The organism is Kitasatospora sp. NPDC059327 (assembly GCF_042752535.1).
GTDB lineage: Bacteria > Actinomycetota > Actinomycetes > Streptomycetales > Streptomycetaceae > Kitasatospora.
Genome location: NZ_JBHYYB010000077.1, coordinates 21,605 through 42,792, shown reverse-complemented (window position 1 = coordinate 42,792; position 21,188 = coordinate 21,605). Strand labels below are relative to the sequence as shown.

Here is a 21,188-nt window from a genome sequence, read left to right as displayed (position 1 = left end):
CCCGCGCGGCCAGCCGCTTCGCCTTCGACCGCACCCCTTCCACCTTCGCCGGAATCGTCTCCAGCCCGAGTGCCGCCGAGAGTTGGCGACAGTCCATCGCCTCCCCGCGCGGCCCGTTCCCACCAGCCAGGACGTCCATGATCCGCTGGTAGTCCGGCGCCAGGACCGTGGGAGCAAGCCCGTTCCGCCAGTGCGGCACCATCGAACCGGGCACCGCCGCGGCCTGCACCAGCCGCTCGTCGGCCACCCCGGCCGGCGGCACCTCCTCGCTTCCGCATGGTTGCCCGAGGACCTCGGCCACCGTCTCGCGGGCGATCACGAACCGCTCCCACACGGACTCCGCCTCCCGCAGCTCGGCCTGGAGGGCCTCCACCCGCTGCCGAGCCGCGCGTTCGCGCTCCTCCAGCAACCCCATCACCGACGGCATCCCGGCACCTCCACCGAAGAGACGACACGACACCCCGTCCCTGCCACCGAAACACCGAACTATGCCTGACCTACGGAAACGCAGCCATCACTCCCGGAAAGACAACGGCTTCTAAGTCTGCGTCAGGTTTCAGTGGTCGGCGGGTTGATTTTGGTGAGGTAGTCGGCGAGGGAGTTGAGGATCTCGTCGGCGGTCTTGGTCCAGGTGAAGGGCCTGGGGTTCTCGTTCCATCCGTCGATCCAGACCCTGATGTCTTGCTCCAGGGCCTTCACGGAGGTGTGCACCCCGCGGCGGATGAGCTTGTCCGTCAGCATGCCGAACCATCGCTCGACCTGGTTCATCCAGGAGGAGCCGGTGGGGGTGAAGTGGACGTGGAAGCGCGGGTGTCTTCCTAGCCACGTCCTGATCTCGGCGGTGTTGTGGGTGGCGTAATTGTCACAGACCAGGTGGACATCGAGGCCGGCGGGCACAGCCTTGTCGATCGTGACCAGGAACTTCTTGAACTCGATGGCCCGGTGGCGGCGGTGCGGTGCCGATATGACGGTGCCGTCAGCGATGTCGAAGGCGGCGAACAGGCTGGTGATGCCATGCCGGTAGTAGTCGTGGGTGCGGCGTTCGGGCATGCCCGGCATCATCGGCAGCACGGGCTGGGACCGGTCCAGCGCCTGGATCTGGCTCTTCTCGTCCACGCACAGCACCACCGCCTTCTCGGGTGGGTTGTGGTACAGGCCTACGACGTCGACGACCTTCGCGATGAACCGCGGGTCGGTGGAGAGCTTGAACGCGTCCTGGAGATGTGGCTTGAGGTCGAACTTCTTCCAGATCCGCCCGATGGTGGACTTCGACAGCCCGGAGTGCTTGGCCATCGAGGCCCGCGACCAGTGGGTGTCCTTGCCCGGGGCGGACTCCAACGTTGCCGTGAGTACGTCCTCGACCTGGTCCAGGAGGATCGAGGGCGGCCTGCCGGGACGCGGCTCATCACTCAGCCCGTCCAGCCGCAAGCGGATGAACCTCGACCGCCAACGGTTCACCGTTCCGTGCGAGACACCGAGTTCGGTGGCGATCTCCTTGTTCGTCCCGCCTTCCGCGCACCGCAGCACGATCCTCGCCCGCAGCGCCAGGAACTGCGCGGTCTTCGCCCGCCTTGCCCAGCGCGTCAACTCCGCCCGCTCGACCTCGGACAGCACCAGCTCCGGCTTGCGCCGGCCAGGCCGCGGCTCATCCGCCAGCCCCGCCAGCCGCCGGGCTACGAACCTGGAGCGCCATTTGCGCACCGTCTCCGTACTGACCCCGAAGCCCGCCGCCACAACGGTGTTCGACGCTCCGTCCGCACAGGCCAGGATGATCCGGGCCCGCTCCGCCGCACGAGCCGATAGCGAGCCGGCCGCCCAGCGCGACAACTCCGCACGCTCCGCGACGGACAGCACGACTTCGACAGCACGAGGACCCCGAGACGACATGAAAACAGCCTACATACTTAGAGCTGACATTTCAGGTGCAGGACACTAGTAGTACTTCGTTAGGTTGGGGCGGGTTGTCGGGTTCGGCTTCTGGGCCTTGTTGTGGGAAGTGGGTGTTGGCAGGTGTGGCAAATGCCGGTCCAGCAGTTCAGCAGATCCTGGAGCTGGTCCAGGATCTGGTAGAAGGTCAGGCCGGCGCTTGGGCTTTTGGGTCGAGCCGGCGGAGCGTGAGGAAGGCGTGGGCGGCGGTGACGAGGGCGACGTGGTGGTGCCAGCCGCGCCAGGTGCGGCCCTCGAAGTGGTCCAGCCCGAGGCCGTGCTTCAGCTCGCGGTAGTCGTGCTCGACGCGCCAGCGCATCTTGGCCAGGCGGACCAGGTGGCGGGTCGGGGTGTCGGCGGGCAGGCTGGTCAGCCAGTACTCGGTGGGCGTCTTCTGTCCGGCGGGCCATTCGCTGAGCAGGGTGGCCTCCGGCAGGACGCCGTCCCAGGCGCTCGCTCCACCGGCCCGGGCCATCGCGTGGGTACGGGCCGCGACGCCCGCCGGCCGCACCGTGAGCACCCGGAAGCGGGAACGCATCGGGCCTTTCGAGCCGTGGCGCCAGGTGGTCCGGCGCAGGGTCGTGCGTCCGCCGTCGGTGGTCAGGGCCTGGAGCGACATGGCCTTGGTTCGGTAGCGGGCCGCGGGTTTGCGGCCGTTCCCGCTCCAGTGCGCGGTGGTGGGGGCCGCGTCGTGAGGATGCGCGGACTCGTCGGAGCGGACGGCCACGACGAAGTCCAGCCCGCGTTCCGCCAGGCCCCGGCGGAACGCGGTGATCTGGCCGTAGCCGGCGTCGGCGACGACCACCTTCGGCTCCAGGCCCCAGGCGAGCGCCTCGTCGATCAGGTCCAGGGCCAGACGCCACTTCTCGCGGTGCCCGATTTCCTCGGGCATGCCCGCGCGTGTGCGGCGCTCGGTGTCGTCCTGCCACTCGGCGGGCACGAACAGGCGCCAGGAGATGGGCACGGACGCGGTGTCGGAGGCGGCGTGCAGGCTAACCCCCACCTGGCAGTTCGACTGCTTGCCCAATGCCCCGCACCACTGCCGGGCCACCGCGACCGACATCCGCCCGTCCTTGGGGAACGACACGTCGTCGATCACCCACACCACCGGATCGACCACCGTGACGGCCTTGAGGGCAACCGCCCGCAGCACCGCCGTGTGGTCCCACGGCGACTGGTTCACGAACTGCTGCAGGGCCTGCATGTCGCCGTCCGGCAGCCGCTCGGCCATAGGCTGGATCGACTTCCTGCGACCGTCCAGCATCAACCCGCGCAGATAGCAGTCACCCCACCCACGCGTGTCCTTCCGCGGTACCGACGCGAACACCTCGGCCACGAACGCGGCGAGCTCGCCACGCAGTTGCTCAATCTCCCCCAAGTCCACGCCCTCCAGAATGCCCGATACACAGATCAGGATCAAGCCAAGTTAACGAAGTACTACTAGTGACCCTGGCTGAGCCACTGGTTCGCCTCGGCAGCTTCGGCCTGGACCTGAAGTGGCGCGTCGAGTTCGACGAGATCGTCGATCCTCGCTGCGTCGAGATGGAGGGGCAGTCTGCCGACGGCGGCACGGACCCGTTGACACTGTTGTCGCTGACAACCCCCTTCCTCCAATTGATCGACGCTGAGGCACGTGGATTCGCCGAGGACGAGGTGATGGTCGTTCTGACCGAAGGGGACAGCTCCCTGTGGGACGTCAAAGCGGTCGACGGGCGCGTACTCAACGAACTTCGCCGCCACTATCCCGAGGCAAAGCTTCGCGTGACGGCTTCGCCGCCGTAGTGGTTCCGGCTCAGGGTTTGGCGTGCCTGGCGGGACAGCGACCGAGGTGAGAATGTGGGCCTGCCAGGCAAGATCGTCCACGTTCATACCGGGGACCCTACGAACCACCACCGACACGCGGTGCCCGGGCGCGTCGTCGAGCAACTGCCCGGGACGGCCTCACGATGACGTGGTGAACCTCTTGGGATGCGGGAACTCGGACCGGGCCGAGCGCGACGGCCACTGGCCGGCCGAGTGCGGGGTCCTCGCCGATGAACGCTTGCGACCTGGCAGACGTCACGCTGGCGTATGGGCACCGGTGGACCGGGACGGTGGGGGATCCGGTCCGCGTACAGGGCGAGAGGCGTGTGGGGCGCGGCGGCGCCGGCGCTGGGATCGCTCACGAAGTAGCCGCTGCTGTGGTGGGCGTGATCAGCCCTTCGGTGGCGAGGTTGGCGAGCACGCGGCGCACCGTGGTCCGTCCCTCGCCGTGGTCTGCTGCCAGGGTGCGTTCGGAGGGGGAGCTTCCCGACCTTCAGAGCGCCGGTTCCCTACCAGGTCGCGGACGGCCTGCTCGAACCGCTCGGTCTTCTCGCCCATGGTCTTCGAGCCCCCACTGCCGCCAACTGGTGCGCGCCAGTCTCGGTGGCAGCGGCCGGACCCGGAGCGACGGGGGACGCTCGGCGGGCCCGGCCGGTGGGAGGCCGGCCGTGCCCGGGGGCGTGGCGCGGCTGCTCTGCGCGGCGGCCAGTGGTGACGTGGTGTGGTGCCGTGGCGCAGACACTAGGCCTGCCGATCGGCTGCGGCTAGTGCTTTGGCCAGCGGCCTTTCGGGCACGAACATGCCGTCGGCTTTGCCGTGCAATCGCAGGTCGGGCCCGCCGGGAGTGGGTGGTTGGGACCGGATCATGCGGCGGTACTAGTCGTACTGGGTTCCGGGCAGAGCTGGGGGACCGGCGGGAGCCCACCGTCCGGCTCTACTGTGTCTTCTCCGGACCTTGCTCGTTCTGTTCCATCCGGGCGAGTGCGGCGGCGATGCCCCAGGGGTCCGCCTCCTTCCACTCGCGTTGCCGCTGTTCGTAGGCCGCGCGCTGGTCGGCGGTGGTGGGGACGGCCGCGATCGCCTCGGCGGGGCGGCCGGTGCGGGCCAGCAGGTCGGCCAGAAGGTTGGCGGCCGACCGGTGCGGGGACGAGCGCAGCAGGGTGACGGCTTCCTCGATGCGGCCGTCGCCTTGGAGGAGGGCGGCGATGGATTCGTCCCACTGTCCGGGTTCGTCCTGGGGCAGGGCGGTGGCGAGTGCGATGGCCTCGGTGTGGCGGCCGGCCTGGCCGAGCAGCCACAGGCGCATGTGCTGGACGTCCTCGGGGTGGCCCTCAACCCACCAGCCGGTGAGGTTGTCCAGCACCTCCAGTGCCCGGCCGGGCCTGCCGTCGTCGACCAGAAGGCCGATCAGCTGGTGGACGACGCCGCCGTGGTCGTGGTCCTCGCAGGCGGGCAGGCCGACCTCGACGGCTTCGTCGATCCGGCCCTGGGCACCGAGCAGCGTCATCAGCCGCACACGGTCGTGGTCATGGTTGTGGACGGTGACGCGCTCGCGCAGCAGGGCCTCGGTCTCCGGCTCCCGTCCGGCCCTGGTAAGGGCGGCGGTGTAGGCGCCGACGAGGTGGTAGTTGTCGGCGGCGAGCGCCGCGAGTTCCTCGGTCAGGCCCTGGCGGGCGAGCAGTGCGGCGTAGTACTCCGGGAAGTTGAGGGGGTGGTGGTCGCCGACGGCCGTCTCCTCGCGCAGCAGCGCGACGGCCTCGCTCGCGCGCCCGGTCCGCTCCAGCACGGCGGCGATGTGGAGCAGCACCTCCCAGCGGGCCGGTCCGGGCCAGTCGGTCGCGCTTTCGAGCGCGCGGTAGAGCAGTTGGAGCACCTGCTCGTCGCGGTCCCCGCCCTTGGTCGCCTCGACGAGCTTGTCCAGCAGCCAAGCCTTGTCCAGGTGTGGGGTGAGGACCGTGACGGCGTCGTCGGCCCGGCCGACGTTGGCGGCCAGCTCGGCGTAGCGGGCACAGTAGTGTTCGTCGGTTCGCTGCTCGGTGTCGGGGCGCATCAGCGTGAGTGCCTCGTCGCCGCGGCCCTGGCGGGTCATGACGTCGGCGGTGACCCAGCGGGAGTGGTTCCAGCCGGTGGCGGTGAAGGGGGCCAGGACCTCCAGTGCCCGTTCGAAGCGCCCGTCCGCGCTCAGGGCTTCGGCCGCGGCCTCGGCGCAGTGCCAGTCCTCCCGTTCCCGGGCTGCCTGGATCACGACCTCCAGGTGTCCGTGGGTGATGAGGGTGCGGGCGAGGTTCGGGGGAACGCCAAGGAGGGTGTGGGCCTGCCAGGCAAGATCGTCAACGTTCATACCGGGGACTCTACGAACCGCCACCGACACGCGGTGCCCGGGCGCGTCGTCGCGCGACTGCCCGGGGCGGCCCGACGATGACGTGGTGAACCTCTTGGGATGCGGTGCGGGCACCCGGACCGGGCCGAGCGCGACGGCCACTGCGCGGCCGAGCGCGAGGTCCCCGCCGAGGAACGCTTCGCGACCTGGCAGACGACACGCTGGCGTACGGGCACCGGTGGACCGGGACGGTGCGGGATCCGGTCCGCGTACAGGGCTGCCCGCCCCCTGGAGGAGCCCGGCGACTTCGACGACGACCTCGCCTTCGGCATCGACTTCGACGACGACGAGGACGACAACCTCGACATCCCCTGACGTTCCGTCACCCAGCCCGCGCGGCCAACGCCGCTATCGCTGGCCTCCTTGTTCCGTAGTCCCGGAGCCTGCCTCTACACCGGACTGCGCGCACTCCGACGGCTGGCTTGACATCGACACCTCGCCGGCACTGATCTGCTCCAGAATCATCGGCATCCGGCACGGCTGCCTGAATACCGGCGCACCCTATGACGGGACGACCGACCGGGCCCACCGATCCCACACACTCGCCGTTTGACCCTCCAACTCATGGGCGGGGCCGTTCCTCCTGCCACGTACGAATTGAGGCAGCCTCTGCACAGTCACGGCGGTGCACCCGGATCCTTGTCACCTGGTCCAGGGCATCTCCGTCGACCCGGTGGGTTCGTACCAGGTGATGCCCCACTCCGCGGCCCAGTCCTTGCCGGTCCAGTCGTAGGAGGGTGTCCAGAGCGGTCGGGCCGGTTGAGGTCCCCACTCTTCCGGGTCCGGGCGGACCAGCAACTCGTCCTCATGGGCGTAGCCGCCTGTGAGTACGGTCGCCACGAACTCGGCGAAGCCGCCGTCGAAACGGTCGAGCTCACCGTCATCGACGCCATCGAAGTCGCAGAGGACGGCCACCGGCCACTGATCCGGGTCCGGGTCGGTGGTCAGCCAACAGCAGTAGACGTGGTTGCTGTTCCTGCCCCAGGGCAGCAGTCCACCCGGGTCCGGAAACACGGGGGTGTGCTCCTGGTCCCAGAACTCGTCCTCACCCGCGACCTGCACCCGAAACTCCGTGTCGGTCTCGAAGCGCCACCCCGCCAGGCCGCCGGGAGAGCCGGCTATGCGGGATTGCACCCTCGGTGACCGCACGCCCCACTCGCCGTTCAGGCTCACCGCGCCGTACAGGTCGACGAACGCTCGGTAGTCCGACGGCAGCTGGACCCCGAGCTCGGCCGGTGCCAGCTCCCACGGTACTCGCGCCGGGGTGTACACCGGCGCGCCCATGATCGCCCGCAGCCGGCCCCACGCCTCGGTCATTGTCCAACCCTTCCCGGCCGTCAGTCTGTCAGAGGCTGCACTCTAGGCCACGGCTCCGACAGGCCACTGGCCCGCCCCGGAAGACCACCAGCTGGCGAGTGCGCTCGATTCACACGAGAGCGTTCGCCGGGTCGAGCACAAGCGGTCGCGGCCGCGGGGTGAGGGGCAGCCTGTCCTTTCCCGGCCCATGCACTCGCTGATTGACACGCCAGCTCATGGGATGTCTGTCAAGTCAGCGTGTTGAATGCGAGTTGCCTTCGTAACGAAGCACGCCGCCGCTGCTGGCCGAGGCGTTCACACGGTTCCCGTCGGGCCCACGTAGTAGAGATCCTCGTCATCCCAGGATCGAGCCTTCAGCCTGCTCGTACCTGGCGCTCGGGCCGGCCGCTCTCCGGGTCGAGGGCTACCACGAACACCTGGCCGCCCCGGGTGGCCAGCCTGATCCTGTCGGGTCCGTCCCACTGCGCCGAGATCAGTGCGTTACTGACCTCGGCTCGTCAGGGTGATGTCGGGATGTCGAGGCTCAGACCGGTGCCGGCTATGAAGCCGTCGAGGGTGTCGGGTCGGTATTGCAGGCGTTTGAGCCGGTTGCGGACGAGGGCTTCGAGTCGGTCGAGGGCCATGACGGCGAGGTTGGTGAGGCTGCGTTTGACGTGTGTCCAGACCCCTTTCGACGGGGTTGAGGTCGGGTGAACAGGCGGGGAGAAGGAAGACCGTCAGCCAGGTGCGGTGGGCGATCAAGTCGCGTATGGCGTGGGAGACGTGGGTGTTGAGGCGGTCCCAGACCAGCACGATCGGCGCTTTGACGAGGTGGTGCACGCCGTCGATCAGAGCGATGAAGTCGCGCTCGCCCATGCTGCGGCGCTGGCCCTTGCCCGCGGGGTGCGTGATCAGGCGGTGGCACAGCCGGGTGCGGGCGCCGGGCCGCATGGCGATCGGCCCGGCCACCGACAGGCGTCCCGATCGGCGGCCGCCGACCGTCACGACCGGGGTGCGGCCTCGCCGGCCCCAGGTACGTCCTCTGGGCGGACGGCGGGTGAAGCCTGCCTCGTCCTCGAAGCAGATGTAGCCCCCGCAGGCCGCCCGTGCTCTTCTGCCTCCGCCCAGGTCGCCTCCGTAAGGTGTTAGTCGGCCCGGGAGGGCCGGGTGTGGCTCAGGTCGCCTTGTCTTCAGTGGCTTGGAAGGAGTGGCCGCCCGGCTCTTCGGGGCGCCCTGGCTGCTGATTGAGATGTGCGCGCCATGTGCGGTCGCTGTTTACGGAGACGACGGCGGGGTGTTCCTCGGGCCAACGGGATGCGGGTGGGATCGAGGAGGGGCGAGTGAGCGAGCGAAAGGCCCAGGTCTGGGCGGGAGTTGACGCCGGCAAGGGGCACCACTGGGCGGCAGTGGTCGACGAGGCCGGTGCGACGCTGTGGTCGAAGAAGGTCGACAACGACGAGACGGCGATCCTGACCGCGCTCGGCGAGTTCCTCGACCTGGCCGACATAGTGCACTGGGCGGTGGACATCTTCGGGACGTCCTCGGCCCTGCTTCTGGCCCTGCTCGCGGCCCACGGCCAGAGGGCCGTCTACGTGCCTGGACGGACCGTCAACCGCATGTCCGGCGCCTATCGGGGCGAGGCGAAGACCGACGCCCGCGACGCCTACGTCATCGCCGAAACCGCCCGCCACCGCCGCGACTTCACCACCATCGACGTCCCCGCCCAGCTCGCCGCCGCGCTCGCGCTGCTGACCGCCCACCGCACAGACCTGATCGCCGACCGGGTTCGGATGATCAACCGGCTGCGCGACGTGCTCACCGGCATCTTCCCCGCTCTGGAGAGGGCCTTCGACTACTCCGCCCACAAGGGCGCCCTGGTCCTGCTGACCGGCTACCAGACCCCCGCCGCCCTGCGCCGCAGGGGACGGGCCCGGCTGACGGCCTGGCTCGCCAACCGCAGCGTCCGCGGCGCCGACGCGGTCGCCGCCACCGCCCTGGAGGCCGCCGAAGCCCAGCACACCGTGCTGCCCGGCGAGGACGTCGCCGCCGGAATCGTCGCCGACCTCGCCGTACAGATCCTGGCCCTGGACGACCGGCTGAAGCGGATCGACAAGCAGATCCGCGACACCTTCCACACCCACCCGCAGGCCGGGATCATCGAGTCCCTGCCCGGCATCGGGCCGATACTCGGAGCCGAGCTCGTCGTCGCGGCCGGCGACCTGACCGCCTACGCGGATGCCGGCCACCTCGCCTCGGCGGCCGGGCTCGTGCCCGTCCCCCGCGACTCCGGACGCCGCACCGGCAACATGCACCGGCCCAAGCGCTACAGCCGCCGTCTGCGAAGGGTGTTCTACCTGTCCGCGCAGACCAGCATCATCAAGGACGGCCCCAACCGGGACTTCTACCTCAAGAAGCGCGCCGAGGGCTGCAAACACGTCCAGGCGATCATCGCCCTGGCCCGCCGCCGGGTCAGCGTCCTGTGGGCACTCCTGCGCGACAACCGGGTATTCACCCCCGATCCGGCCGCGCAGACAGCTTGACTCACTCATTGAGACTCCCTCCACACGGTGACGGCCTGCTCGTCCCGCTCGGCCACCCGCCGTGCGGGGACCTGCGGGCTGAAGCCGAGCCGACGCATCAGCCTCGTGGCGCCCGAGACGCTGTAGGAGACGTGGAACTTGCGGCCGATCAGCGTGGCCACCCTTGCCGCGGTCCAGACCTGATCCTCCACCCAGCCGTGCGCGGCCGGACCCTCCTCCAGATACGCGGCCAGTTTCTCCAGGCAGCGCGACGACAGACGGCACCGCGACCCGCTCGGGCCGCGAGAGGCCAACGCCAGAGCCCCGCCCTCCTGCCACAACCGGTGCCAACGGTAGGCCGACTTCGGGCTCACCCGCAGACGCCGCGCGACCTCCGGCGGCTTGACTCCCCGCTCGAACAACTCGGCGGCCTGCATCCGCACCGACTCCCGGCGCACCCGGCCTACGGCGGTCAACCCGCCCCCATCCGCATATCTCACACACCACCGGATACAGCCACCGCACCGCACCAATCAGGGACTTCGAGAAGGTTCACCCTGACGAGCCGAGGTCAGTATCGGTGGCGTCTCCGTTGAAGTAGCCGACCGGCCACCGTCGTGCGGTCAGGCCGGAGCCGGTGTCGACCGAGACCCACCAGAGCGGATCGATCATCGCGGCGCCCTCGTGGATCACCAGGCTGCGGTCGGAGCGGCCGGGAGCCGGCCGGTCCGCGGTCTTGTGCGGCATGCTGCCAAAGACGAGCAGGGCGAGGGGCCAGGCCAGCAGTGTGCAGCCGAGGAGTGGGACCAGTAGCAGTCTCCTGGTCATCCGGTCGCGGATCCCGATCAGGATGGCGAGGGCGATCAGTACCAGAACCGCGGCGCCGTACGCCAACGGGTGGTAGAAGACCTCGATGAGCACCACCAGTCCGCCGTGCCAAGCGGCTTGGGCCGCGGCGTAGGTCAGCGCGATGAGCAGCATCGCCACCGTGAGCAGTCTGAGTGCGACCGTGCGTCGCTTGCGCCGCGACCAGCGGGTCCGGCCCGGGGGTATCGGCACTCGCCGAGGCCGTGTCGGCCGTGCAGGGTGGGGTGGCGTGGTGGGTTGCGGCACATGGGCCGGCGGGTCCGCCGGCCCCTGTGCCGCAGTCCCCTCGGAAACCGGCTCCCCGGAGACCGGGTCCTTCGTTGCTCGACCGCTCTCGTCCACAGCCCCGCCCCCGGTCACGACACCCCCGCCGCGTTGATCAGCCTAGGGGGACAGGCTACGGCTCGGACACGCCGATTCAACAGGGAAGCCGGCGGTTCGCCCGCGCTCGGGCTCGCCGCCACTCCGATCCCCGTGCCACCGAGCGCCCTGGACCGGCTCGCCGCCCACCTGCGCCGCACCGGCATCCTCCTGCTCACCGCAGGCCCTGCCCGGCACCCGCCCGCGCCCGGAGGTCACCGCGAGCCGCTGGTCCGACCTCGTCAGGCTTCAAGAACGCATGGGCGAGTTGGTCAGTGTTCGGGGTGGTGGTGCTGAGCGTGGGGATCGCGCCGCTTCAGGGCCCAGGGAGTGACGCGCCGAGGAAGAGCCGTGGCCCGAGCCGTCGTCGTCGCACGAGGCCGGGTGCGCACCCTCGCAGTGTGGCCGACCGGCATGCCGAGACGTAGCCTCGGCGGCAGTGCCTCCAGCAGCGGCCACGCCGATAGGCTGCACGCATGAGCGAACGTCAGTCCGTCAGCAACGAGCACACCTTCATTCTGCCGACCGACCCGGACGACACGGTGAAGGTCGAGGCCTGGCTGCGGCCTCTGGGATGGTGTGTAGAACCCGACCCGGCCCAAGCCAGGCCCGGCTATTTGCGCCTGCGGCCGCTGATCACGGACCCTGACGATCACGACGGTGGTCGAACCTTTGCCCCCGGAAGCTCCGTCCGGTGGACGGGTGTCGACATCGTCCGGGTAGCGCCGACCGTGCCCGGTTCGCTGCGTCCGTTCCTCGAGCGGATCGGCAACCCGGCCGCCTTGTTACGGAAAGTGCCGCTCGACTCAGCCCCTTCCGTCGAAGCTCGATGATCCGCACACTCGTTTCCGCGTGAAGGCCGGTGCCGGGCGTCTCGGGTGACCCGGAGCCGATCGGGCCTCGAGACCGAGGGCGCAGCAAGAGTCGGTTCCCGCCGGTGTGAGCGGCGATGCTGGGGCAGTGCCGACCCACGACTGGCGCTGATCGCCGTGCCGGCCCTACTTGCCGTCGTGGACCGTGCCTGGTGTGACCTTCCCGTAATCGCCGCAGCCGCCCTGGTGGGTGGTGCAGTCCCCTGGGGCGCCTGTGATGATGCCCTGGGCGCCCTCGACGTCACTGCTCTGACCGATGACCAGCTCGCTGGCTCACCGTCCTCGCGGGTGCCGCCGGCGGCCAGATGGTCCGCGGTGAGGACGTGGCCGATCAGCCTGTCGACGTCGATGCCCGCGCTCGAGACCCGCTCCCTCCGATTGCGGACCAGCGCCGAGCGGCCGAGTCGCCTGCCGTCCCGCGTCTCTTGGGGGTGATCACAAGTCCCAGGTAGATTCCTCGAAGGTTTCGGGGGCGGTGACCCAGCCCGCGTTGAGGACGAGTCGTGAGGTGCGGTGAAGGGCGAGGAATCCGAAGGGACGGTCGAAGCTGACGCTGACTTCGCGGGCCCGGTAGGGGTGGCGTGGGATGCCGGCGGCCATTCCGGAGAAGGCGGTGACGGCTGCGGAGCGGAAGCCGTAGGGGCCGAACGTCGCGGTCATCGCCTGCGCGGCTTGCTGGATGGCAAGTGGTTGGGCACTGATGCCGGGGAAGTGGCCTTGCGAGAGGTCCGTCGCCGTGCGCAGGCCAAACAGGTCGGGGGCGTCGAGCAGGTCGTGGTGGGCTTGGACGGTGAAGGGCACGGTGGACACGTGGAGCGTGGGTTCGCCGTCGATGCTCGGGACGCGTTCCACGGACAGTCCGGGTCCCGGGGTGCCGTAGGGGAGACGGTCGCCGCGGACCATCGCGCGGCGGTTGTGAAGGCTCTTGACGGCGGCGACCAATACCTGGCTGGCGGTTGCTTCAGGTGTTCCGAGGTACAGGTGGACATCTATGCCGTGGGTGCCGATGACCTGAAGTTCGGTTAGTGGGCCAGCTGCCGTGTCCGTGACGCCGACCCGGTTTAGGAGACTGGTGCTTCGATGCAGTCCGGCCAGGTCCTGGCCGTGCCAGGGCCCTGTCTCGGCTTCCAATCCGCCTGGGGTGAAGGGCCGGATCCAGTCGGTACGGAGACTCAAGGAGCTGGCCAGCATCAGTAGAGTCTCCTCTCTCACCGTGACCGGCATCGCGTCTATCTGCCCGTCCGTGTGCTTGGCCGCCCAAGCATCGAGGTGTGCCTGGTCGCCTTTGGGCTCGCCGGTGAGCTGCCCGTGTACGCCGGCGGGCAGTCGGTTCAACCAGGACGGTTCGATGGGCAGGGCCCTGTGGGTCCACAGGCCCAGGGCCATGCTCAGTCCCCGGACCGCCCCGAGGGTGGAGAGCATGTCGTGTGCTGCGGATGCGGTGCCTTCCGCGGGGATGCAGAGGGCGTCAGAGAGTTCTTGCCGGGCGGTACCTGCGGCACCTCCGGCAAGGAGGCCGAGCAACGGCCACACCCCGGCTGCGGCGAGCACCGTGCCATCGTCCGGAAGCGTCGCGGCCCAACGTACGGTCAGCCCGTTGATGGCTTCGACTGTGGCGTGACTGGCCATGCTTGTCCTTTCGTTGTATCCGGATCCTCGCGAGGGTAGAGCCGGAAGTGCCGGTTGGCGAACGAATTGAACGTCCCGGTCCCTGAGAAAGCCTCAGCCGCGACTCACGGTCTGTAGACGAGATCCACGCCGCCGCTAGCCTCGATATCAGTGCGCCGTAGCCGTCGCTGAACCTCTTGTCTTCGGACTGTTCGAGGTTGAGGTGTGCCAGCGGCATGACACGCTGTTCGGCGGCACTACCGCGGCACGGCGGCCGGAAGCGTGAGCGAGAGCCGATTCGCGATAGCCCGGGCGGTCTCATCACTCCCAGTGGCGTGGAGGGTGGCGATCCCGAGCGACTGGGCCGGCGGCAGGTTCCTTGGGTGGTCATCCACGAACAGGCACTCGTTCGCACTAAGACCGAGGCGTTCGAGGGTCAGGGCGTAGATCGCTGGATCGGGCTTGGCAATGCCCTCGTGGCCGCTGAGGACGTGAATGTCGAAGAGATCCCATACACCGGTTTCCAGGTAGGGGTTGTAGGGCTCGAAGCCATAGGAATTGGACAACAGCGCCACTGATATCCCGCTGAGCCTGGCCTGCCGGGCAACCTCCAGCATGGACGGCACAGCCCGGACCTGGGCGTGGACTCGACCCATGAGATCTTCGGCATCGACACCGAGGATCGCCGCAGTTCCGGTGTTCCAGGCATGCTGAGTCATGCGGCCGAGCTCCAGTTCGACGTACAGGGCACGGCCCACTGGATCGTCCTCCAGAGTGCTGCGCCAGGCGTCGGCGGGGAGTCCCGCCTTGGTGCACCAGGCCTGTGATGACCTGCCGATCGGTGTGGTCATCACTCCCGCGAAGTCGAGGATCAAACCGCGGTAGGGCACCTGGACGCTCCTTGCTGATGTTCGAGTCCGACGGTCAGTGGCTGGCCGACGACATGCCGAGAATCGCCGACAGCTTACGGATCCGGCTGGTGCTGGCCTGCCCAGCCCTCTGGATGATGACACTAGGGATGGCTTGGTGTCGTGCCCAGTCCGGGTGGGACTCACAGACCGCTTGAAGCGTGTCCAACGAGCTGTCCCACTGACGTGCGTCGCACTGTGCGAGAGCGACGTCGAGCATCATTCGGTTGTGGGCGGCTTGTGTCAGGCCGGAAGGATCGAAGCGGCGCACGAGGTCCAGGGCCCTGCCGGCGTTGCCGAGAGAGACGTTCACTCCCACTGCCTGCGCGCCGGCATACGAAGGCCCGAACTGGAGCCCGTTGATGAAGACATCGGTGCCCAGCCGGGCGGCAACGGCGTGGGCTTGGGACAGGAGGTCCGTGGCTCGTGAGGTGTCACCGAGCCTTGAGGCTGCGACCGCTGCAAACGTGATGTTCTTGCCGTAAGCCGCGAGCCGACTCGACCCCTGTTCGGAGAAGCTTGGCTCGGCTGCAGCTGCCGCGTTCTCTGCCTCAGAGAGAGCTTGCTTCACCCGGCCGTCTCGAAGAAGAACACGAGCGCGGGCCGAGCCGAGCATGGCTCGGCGGACCGGATCGCCAGCGAGGTCTGCGTACCGGATCGCATGACCGACCGACGCGTAAGCGAGATCCCGGGATCCAAGGAAGTTCGCGATGAGCCCGGCGGCGCGGTACGCGTCGGACAGCAGCGCCGTGGCGGCAGCCTCCTGGCCGACCGGAGCCTCCCTGGCGTACAAGGCGGCAGAGCGCAGCAGCGGTCCAACCATCACGCCGGCGTCGGCATAGGAACCGCGCCAGTAGACGCGCCACATGCGCGAGGCGGCTTCCGTCAAATCGGCCAGCCCGGGCGCGATGTCCTCTGCTGGCTCCAGCAGAATCCCGGACGCGATGTCGTGGACGTTGCGGGCGAGTTCGCGTAGCATCGCCCGCTCGTCGGTCGACATCCCCCGGCGCGGCGGCTGGTGACCTAGGACCACCGCGACCTCCGTGTGGAGGGCCTCGGAGATCCGTAGCAATGTGGGAAGCGACACGTTGCCACCCTGTTCGGCCTTCTGGATTGTCGAGAAGGACAACCCGCTCCGCTCAGCCAGCTGGGTTTGGGTGACGGACTTACCGCGCAGCATTTTGATGCGCTCACCCGTGCTGAATTCCAGCCACTGCGCCATATCCGCACACTCCCTACTCGGTTACACCGGCCCGTGGCCGCCGGCTTCCAGGCCCCATGGTTTTCACCAGGGTGCCCACCTGGTCCGGCCGTTTGAACTCACTGCCGGCCAGCGAGCCGCTTCCTGCGGACGTCCCGGCCCGACGAAATGACTGCACGTCACATCCTGGCCCTCGAAAGGGCCCTTGCGCACCCCGGCGGACGAGATCAGGCCACAGGAACGGCAGAAGCCGCGCAAATACCCACGCTCCATGCGCCTTTGGCCCGCTCTGGCTCCTGAAAGTCCTACGCTCCGTCCGTTCCACCGCCTCGGCACGTCAGCAACAGTTGTCGCATGCATCGGGAACCCCCGCACCTGCCTGCTGGTCGAGTGTCTGTCGCCCTCTACGTGGTCACCAATGACACCACCCTTGCGACGACCCTGGCCGAACACTGCCGCCGATATGCCGAGGCGCGCGAGTGGGACGTAGTCGTATGCGAAGGAGACCGGTCACCGGAACAGCCGCTCGGCCAGCGGACAGGCTGGAAGAGCATAACGGCAGCCCTGTCTAGCGGGTCTGCCAGCGGCATTGTCACCTGGACCCGGTCGATGGTGGCCACCACGGGGGATTCGTGGGAGCAGCTCGCCGCTCTCGTCGCGGACCGTGGCGCGTTCCTGGTGGCCGCCGCACTGGACACGCCTGGCGGTCACTTCCGTCCCGCCTAGGCGGGCAGGCGCCTTCTGGCGACTTGGCCCGTACCGCAGCAGTGGTGGACCCCGTCTCCTCACCTGCTGATCCGACCGCCACCCGCTCACCACAAACTCCCTGGGGAGACGATGACCAGCACCGAACGCAGGCAGCGCCCCTGGGGCCGCCTCCTCTTCCGCCTCGGTGCCCGCCGCCCGGTCGGCCGGCAGACCGGGCGGCACCGCCCGCAGGCTTCGACACCGACGGCGGAGCACGCCTCGGCCCATGTCAGCGGTCTCCTGCCGCAGCGGGCCACGGTGGTGTCCACCGCCGCCGACCATTGGGACGAGCTCACGCTCGATTCGCTGCTCCACCGCGAGCTGGTCCGCCTGGCCACCGAGGTGATGCACCGACAGGACCTGCTGGCCAGCTCCGGCCGGTATGCGGACGGCGTGGCGTACGCCACGGCCGCCCGTGGGGCCGGTCAAGTGCTGGTCGCGGTGGTCCTCGAGTACGGCTGGCCGACGTTGCGGCTGGTCGGTGCGGACGGCTGCACCGCCGCTCTCCAGCTGGCCCTCAACGTGCCCGCCGCCGCACAGACGACGCTGCGACCCGCCTTGTCCCGCGGCGTAGCGCGCGGGGAAGTTCCTGGCTCCCACCTGGTGCTGCTGGATGCCATGGTCGCCGTCACGACTGGCACCCAGTTGCGCGACGACGCCCCGCCCGCCCCTGCCCGCACCGCCCTCGCCCCGGTGGGAGCGGCCCGGTGAACGGTTCCGAACACGCCCCTCTGATGCCAGTGTGGCAGTGCGGCTCGGTAGTCGCGGGCGGGAATGATCACGGCCAGGCGGTCGCGACGCCGGAGCGCGAGGTCGGCGGCCCATGTATCGGGGCCGTCGGCGAGACACGTGACGAGGACGCGCGATCCGTCGTCGAGGCCCGACAGTGCCTCCTCCAAGAGCTCGGTGACCCTACGTTCGAGGGGCTCGTCCAGACCGCGGTGTCCGGTGATGCCGACGCGCATGTGCCAGGCCTCCTAAAGGTAGACGTCGTGGAGGCGGTCGTTGAAGGCTCTCACGACTCAGAGGATGTTCCACGGCTGCCCGGTGCCCTCATCGCCAAGGTGGCTGATGCGGCGTCGGACCTCCTCGAGCGTTCCGTTGTCGGTGGCCGCGCGTTTGGCGTTGGTCGTGATCATCCGGAGCTCACGCAACGCCGCGAGGACCGGGTAGCCGTCCCAGGTGGTGACATCGAGGCCGTACCGCTGGGCGAAGGCCTCGTAATGCGCCCGGCCGTGGCCGAATCGTCGGCAGTGGATCTCGACCGTGATCAGGTCCCACTCGGGCTGGCCGAAGCTGGCCGTGTCCCAGTCGCACAGGACCGCCCCGCCGTCTCGGGTATGGAGCGCGTTGCGGTGCTGGGGATCACCCTGGATGACTGCGGGGGGCAGCAGGTAGGTGACGTCCGCGAGATCCGCTTCCAGGTGATCCAGGCGCCGGGAGAGGTAGTCCAGTTCCTCCGCGGCGAGGGCACGGGTGCGGGTGAGGGAGCGGCGTACCGCGGCGACCGTGTCCACCGGCGCCAGTGGCGTGGGCGGATCGGTCAGTCGGTGCAGCGCCCTGAGCGGGCCGGCGAGTTGTTCGGCGGCGACGGGGTGGGCGGGTTGCGGGAGGTACGTCCAGTAGGTCGCGTAGTGGCCGTCGAGGTCGACGGGCTGTTTCACGGGGTGCAGGGGGACGGTCGGGAAGCCCTGGGCGGTGAGCCAGGTGACGAGGTCAACTGTGCGTTGGACGCTGGAGGCCTGGGTGCCGCTGCGAGCGATCTTGACGACGACCTCACCGGTGACGAAGACGGCGTTGGTGTGACCGCGAAGGAGCCGGGCGGTCGTCGGATCGAGTTCCGCGGCGGCGCAGGCGCGTTGAAGGAGACTGGTGAGGTCGGTCGGGTTGAAGCCGCCGGCATCCGTCGCGATCGTCGTCATGGGGTTCAGGCTGGCCTACGGGTTGGGGGGCTGTCACTTCGGGGCGGAGGGCAGCGCCAGGATCGTGCCAAGGTCGCGTACGGGTCGGGCGGTGCGCAGTTGCGGGGGGAGTATGGCGATCACGTCCTGGGCGCGGGCGCCGAGGATGGTGGTGCGGTGTGCTTCGGGGACCTGGAGGTAGGAGGCGGCTGCGAGTTGGCAGGCCTCCGCGAGGCTGTGCTCGTGGATCAGGCACATGGCTCGCTCCAGGCCGAGCAGGGCCGGGTCGATGCCGGTCTGCTCGGGGTACAGGAGCACCGCCTGGTCCTGGGCGTGGCGGGCCTGCTGGGTGTCGCCGATCGCGGTGTAGGTGCCGCTGCGGTAGAGCAGCAGGCGCCTTTCGGGAAATGCCCACGCGTCGTCGGCCGGGCCGGGCTCGCAGGCCTGCCAGATCCGTTCGGCGTGACGGATCGCGCTGAGCGCGCCGTCGCGGTCACCCTGGCGGGCCAGGGCACGGGCTTCGGCGGCGGCGGCGAACGCGCCGGTGACCGTGGGGCGGTTTCGGCTGATCAGGCGTGCTTCGCGGGTCAGGCCGGCGGCCGTCTCCAGGGGCCCGTAGTAGTAGGGGAGCATCGCGGCCTGGACGCGGACGCGGGCACGCAGTTCGGGGTCGCCGCTGTCGTCGGCGGCGGTGCGGGCGGTGTCGTACCACTGGCCGGCGTGGCGCAGGCGGCCGAGCTTCATCAGGGCGTCGGCGACGAGGGTGGACCCGATGGCTGTCAGGGCGGAGAGCTGGACCTGGACAGCTGCCGGCTGCCGGTCGGCGGCCACCAGGCGGATCTCCTCCAAGTCGCCGATGAGCAGAGGGAGCATCTCTTCGGGCGGGGTGAAGACGTACAGCCGGCGGGCGCTGATCATCCGTTCCTCGAGCTGGTCCAGCTGGGCGGTGCTGACGCTGGCGGCGGCGAGGGTGCGGTTCACCGCGCGGCGGGCGTCGTCGATCAGCCGGTCGAACGGGTCACCGCCCGCAAGGGCGGAGGCCTGCGCCGCACTGACCAGGCCCGGTACGGGCACCGCGGAGGGCGGGGGGCCGGCCAGGCCGAGGTCGTGGGCGTCGGTGTCGTAGAGCTTGCACAGCAGGTCGACCGTGCGGGCTCGAGGGTGGTTCGCTCCGGTCTCCCAGGTGCTCATTCGGTCGATGGTGATCCCGCCGGGATCGGTGCCGAGCCGAACGCACAGGGCCTTGAACCGCCGCACAGCCTCTTCGAGGGTCCAGGTGCGCGCCAGGCGATGGGCCCGCAGCCGGGTGACCGCGCAGCAGGTCTGCAGGGCATCGGCGATGACACCGACGGATGCTCCCCGGTTCTCGGGCTTGCTGATCAACCGCTTTGCGCAGAAGGCTCCGTGACCTCTCGTCATGTCCACCATCCTGATGCCCGGACCGGGTCGGCGGTAGTGGCACGGGCGCGAAGTCGGGAATCCGTTTCCCGGTTTCGGGTCGGTTTCCGGGAGCCGGGTATCGCGGATTCCCGGTGTCGGTGCCGCTTCCCGGAATCGGCTGGTTGCCGACCACGGACCGTGGGGCGGACGGTGTGGACACCCCAGCGCAGGCCGTGGGCTCCGGACCGGGTCGGTCCCTCAACGAGGAGTGGTGGCATGGCATCGGTTCACGACGGCTCGGCCTCGGTGCTGGCAGTGCGGAACGAGCCCGCTCCGGACACGACGGCCGCGGAGGAGACACACTGGGTGGAGCTGCCCTACGAGGAGTCCTCCGCCGTGCTGGCGCGTCGGTCGGTGCGACGCGTACTTCGGCAGTGGGCCTTGGCCGGTCTCGAGGACGACGTGTTGCTGGTGGTCGCCGAGCTGGTCGCCAACGCCGTCGTGCACGGCCGGCCCACGGAAGGGAGCGGGACGCGGGAGATCAGCGTGTCCATCGGTCTGCGGGCGGGCGTTCTCGGACTGCGGGTTCGGGATCACAACCCCGTCCCGCCGATTCCCCGGGTCGCCCGGGTTGGCGCCACGTCGGGGCGCGGGCTGCTTCTGGTCACCGCGCTCAGCTCGGCCTGGACATCCAGACCGACCGACGACGGGGGGGAAGGAGGTCCACGTGTACTGGAACCTCGCCTCTGGCAATGGGACTCCGGCCCAGCCCGACGCCTTGTCCCGGGCGTCGTAGCCGTGAAGCAAACCACCACCCGCACCGTCTCCATGGGGGAGTCGTGATCGTCGCGTTGGCCGGAGGGCCCGTGCAGCACCGCCTGGCCATCGGCCAGGAGCTGTCGCGGAGCCTGAGCGGGGTACACCTCGAGCTGGACAGCCTGCACCGGCTGCTCTTCCCGAAAGGCATCCTCACGCGCTCGGACGAACAGGAGGAGTTCTGCCTCGATGTCCTGCTGAGGGTCGCCGGATGGCACACCGACCGGCGCGCCGAGCGCCCCGTACTCCTCGCATACCCGGCGGACCAGCTGCTCAATGAGGCGGCACTGTGCCGTCTCGCGGAGCGACTGGACCGCGAGGTGAGGCTCGTACGATACGCAGGTTCCGCGTCCCAGGCCGTGAGGGGACGCACCCGCCCGGGGGCTGCTCCCGAGCGCGCCATCGTGGTCGACGAGCGTCGCCCGCCGGCCGAGGAGGCGACGTTCGTACTGGGCCGCCTCGCTCGCACCGCATCCGCCGGCCCGGCACCCGCGGGAACGGCGGGTGCCCGGTGAACAGGTCTTCCCCTGCGGAATCATCCCACCCACCAGCGCCATCGACCAGGACCAGCACGATGCCGGAAGCATGGCGTGGTCGCAGCATC

General features: G+C 69.4%; 19 protein-coding genes and 2 pseudogenes. 7 read left to right on the top strand and 14 right to left on the bottom strand.

Annotated elements, in window-relative coordinates; all coding sequences use genetic code 11:
* From ACFXHB_RS33375 to ACFXHB_RS33365, 3 genes are all read right to left on the bottom strand, one after another.
* The coding region (locus ACFXHB_RS33375) for a hypothetical protein (RefSeq protein WP_380578708.1) at window positions 1-427 on the bottom strand (427 nt) is incomplete at its 3' end.
* A 122-nt stretch (window positions 428-549) separates the two neighbouring features.
* Window positions 550-1,887: an IS630 family transposase gene (locus tag ACFXHB_RS33370; RefSeq protein ID WP_380578706.1), complete on the bottom strand. Its 1,338-nt coding sequence runs from the start codon at window positions 1,885-1,887 to the stop codon at window positions 550-552.
* A 187-nt stretch (window positions 1,888-2,074) separates the two neighbouring features.
* Complete coding sequence (locus ACFXHB_RS33365; RefSeq protein ID WP_380578704.1) at window positions 2,075-3,310, bottom strand: IS701 family transposase; 1,236 nt, start codon at window positions 3,308-3,310, stop codon at window positions 2,075-2,077.
* A gap of 59 nt (window positions 3,311-3,369) precedes the next feature.
* Here ACFXHB_RS33365 and ACFXHB_RS33360 point away from each other — a divergent pair, with 59 nt between their 5' ends.
* Window positions 3,370-3,708 (top strand): hypothetical protein, encoded by a 339-nt coding sequence (locus ACFXHB_RS33360; RefSeq protein ID WP_380578702.1) that lies wholly within the window; start codon window positions 3,370-3,372, stop codon window positions 3,706-3,708.
* A gap of 379 nt (window positions 3,709-4,087) precedes the next feature.
* Here ACFXHB_RS33360 and ACFXHB_RS33355 read toward each other — a convergent pair.
* Window positions 4,088-4,195, bottom strand: a pseudogene (locus ACFXHB_RS33355) (hypothetical protein); the annotation flags it as partial.
* Between the two features lie 468 nt (window positions 4,196-4,663).
* Window positions 4,664-6,070 (bottom strand): tetratricopeptide repeat protein, encoded by a 1,407-nt coding sequence (locus ACFXHB_RS33350; protein ID WP_380578700.1) that lies wholly within the window; start codon window positions 6,068-6,070, stop codon window positions 4,664-4,666.
* Between the two features lie 99 nt (window positions 6,071-6,169).
* Here ACFXHB_RS33350 and ACFXHB_RS33345 point away from each other — a divergent pair, with 99 nt between their 5' ends.
* Window positions 6,170-6,424 (top strand): hypothetical protein, encoded by a 255-nt coding sequence (locus tag ACFXHB_RS33345; RefSeq protein WP_380578698.1) that lies wholly within the window; start codon window positions 6,170-6,172, stop codon window positions 6,422-6,424.
* A 327-nt stretch (window positions 6,425-6,751) separates the two neighbouring features.
* Here the strand turns inward: ACFXHB_RS33345 and ACFXHB_RS33340 are convergent, their stop codons facing one another.
* Both ACFXHB_RS33340 and ACFXHB_RS33335 read right to left on the bottom strand, forming a co-directional pair.
* Window positions 6,752-7,426 carry an SMI1/KNR4 family protein gene (locus ACFXHB_RS33340; protein ID WP_380578696.1) on the bottom strand — a complete coding sequence of 225 codons (675 nt, stop codon included), beginning with the start codon at window positions 7,424-7,426 and terminating at the stop codon, window positions 6,752-6,754.
* A 497-nt stretch (window positions 7,427-7,923) separates the two neighbouring features.
* Window positions 7,924-8,491, bottom strand: a pseudogene (locus tag ACFXHB_RS33335) (transposase).
* A gap of 254 nt (window positions 8,492-8,745) precedes the next feature.
* Here ACFXHB_RS33335 and ACFXHB_RS33330 point away from each other — a divergent pair.
* On the top strand, window positions 8,746-9,945 hold the full coding sequence (locus ACFXHB_RS33330; protein ID WP_380578694.1) for an IS110 family transposase: 1,200 nt from the start codon (window positions 8,746-8,748) through the stop codon (window positions 9,943-9,945).
* Between the two features lie 5 nt (window positions 9,946-9,950).
* On the opposite strand, the gene ACFXHB_RS33325 is transcribed toward ACFXHB_RS33330, so the two are convergent.
* Together ACFXHB_RS33325 and ACFXHB_RS33320 are read right to left on the bottom strand one after the other, a co-directional pair.
* Window positions 9,951-10,400: a winged helix-turn-helix domain-containing protein gene (locus ACFXHB_RS33325; protein WP_380578692.1), complete on the bottom strand. Its 450-nt coding sequence runs from the start codon at window positions 10,398-10,400 to the stop codon at window positions 9,951-9,953.
* 76 nt (window positions 10,401-10,476) lie between these two features.
* On the bottom strand, window positions 10,477-10,911 hold the full coding sequence (locus ACFXHB_RS33320) for a hypothetical protein (RefSeq protein ID WP_380578690.1): 435 nt from the start codon (window positions 10,909-10,911) through the stop codon (window positions 10,477-10,479).
* A gap of 716 nt (window positions 10,912-11,627) precedes the next feature.
* On the opposite strand from ACFXHB_RS33320, the gene ACFXHB_RS33315 reads away from it, so the two are divergent.
* Window positions 11,628-11,984, top strand: a complete 357-nt coding sequence (locus ACFXHB_RS33315) for a hypothetical protein (protein ID WP_380578688.1) — start codon at window positions 11,628-11,630, stop codon at window positions 11,982-11,984.
* Window positions 11,985-12,458: 474 nt separating this feature from the next.
* Here ACFXHB_RS33315 and ACFXHB_RS33310 read toward each other — a convergent pair whose 3' ends face one another.
* The 3 genes from ACFXHB_RS33310 to ACFXHB_RS33300 all read right to left on the bottom strand — a co-directional run bounded on the left by ACFXHB_RS33310 (window position 12,459) and on the right by ACFXHB_RS33300 (window position 15,761).
* Window positions 12,459-13,652 carry a serpin family protein gene (locus tag ACFXHB_RS33310; RefSeq protein ID WP_380578686.1) on the bottom strand — a complete coding sequence of 398 codons (1,194 nt, stop codon included), beginning with the start codon at window positions 13,650-13,652 and terminating at the stop codon, window positions 12,459-12,461.
* 236 nt (window positions 13,653-13,888) lie between these two features.
* Window positions 13,889-14,521: an HAD family hydrolase gene (locus ACFXHB_RS33305; RefSeq protein WP_380578684.1), complete on the bottom strand. Its 633-nt coding sequence runs from the start codon at window positions 14,519-14,521 to the stop codon at window positions 13,889-13,891.
* 34 nt (window positions 14,522-14,555) lie between these two features.
* Complete coding sequence (locus ACFXHB_RS33300; RefSeq protein WP_380578682.1) at window positions 14,556-15,761, bottom strand: helix-turn-helix domain-containing protein; 1,206 nt, start codon at window positions 15,759-15,761, stop codon at window positions 14,556-14,558.
* An 816-nt stretch (window positions 15,762-16,577) separates the two neighbouring features.
* On the opposite strand from ACFXHB_RS33300, the gene ACFXHB_RS33295 reads away from it, so the two are divergent.
* Window positions 16,578-17,198, top strand: a complete 621-nt coding sequence (locus ACFXHB_RS33295; protein WP_380578680.1) for a hypothetical protein — start codon at window positions 16,578-16,580, stop codon at window positions 17,196-17,198.
* 311 nt (window positions 17,199-17,509) lie between these two features.
* On the opposite strand, the gene ACFXHB_RS33290 is transcribed toward ACFXHB_RS33295, so the two are convergent.
* Both ACFXHB_RS33290 and ACFXHB_RS33285 read right to left on the bottom strand, forming a co-directional pair.
* The gene (locus ACFXHB_RS33290; protein WP_380578678.1) at window positions 17,510-18,409 is read right to left on the bottom strand and encodes a phosphotransferase family protein; all 900 of its coding nucleotides are present in this window, start codon (window positions 18,407-18,409) and stop codon (window positions 17,510-17,512) included.
* Between the two features lie 33 nt (window positions 18,410-18,442).
* A complete protein-coding gene (locus ACFXHB_RS33285; RefSeq protein WP_380578676.1) occupies window positions 18,443-19,807 on the bottom strand; it encodes a helix-turn-helix domain-containing protein in 1,365 nt (454 codons plus the stop codon).
* Between the two features lie 237 nt (window positions 19,808-20,044).
* On the opposite strand from ACFXHB_RS33285, the gene ACFXHB_RS33280 reads away from it, so the two are divergent.
* Both ACFXHB_RS33280 and ACFXHB_RS33275 read left to right on the top strand, forming a co-directional pair.
* On the top strand, window positions 20,045-20,611 hold the full coding sequence (locus tag ACFXHB_RS33280; protein WP_380578674.1) for an ATP-binding protein: 567 nt from the start codon (window positions 20,045-20,047) through the stop codon (window positions 20,609-20,611).
* Window positions 20,608-21,099 carry a hypothetical protein gene (locus ACFXHB_RS33275; protein ID WP_380578672.1) on the top strand — a complete coding sequence of 164 codons (492 nt, stop codon included), beginning with the start codon at window positions 20,608-20,610 and terminating at the stop codon, window positions 21,097-21,099. The genes ACFXHB_RS33280 and ACFXHB_RS33275 overlap by 4 nt, the downstream gene beginning before the upstream one ends.
* Window positions 21,100-21,188: the final 89 nt, after the last annotated feature.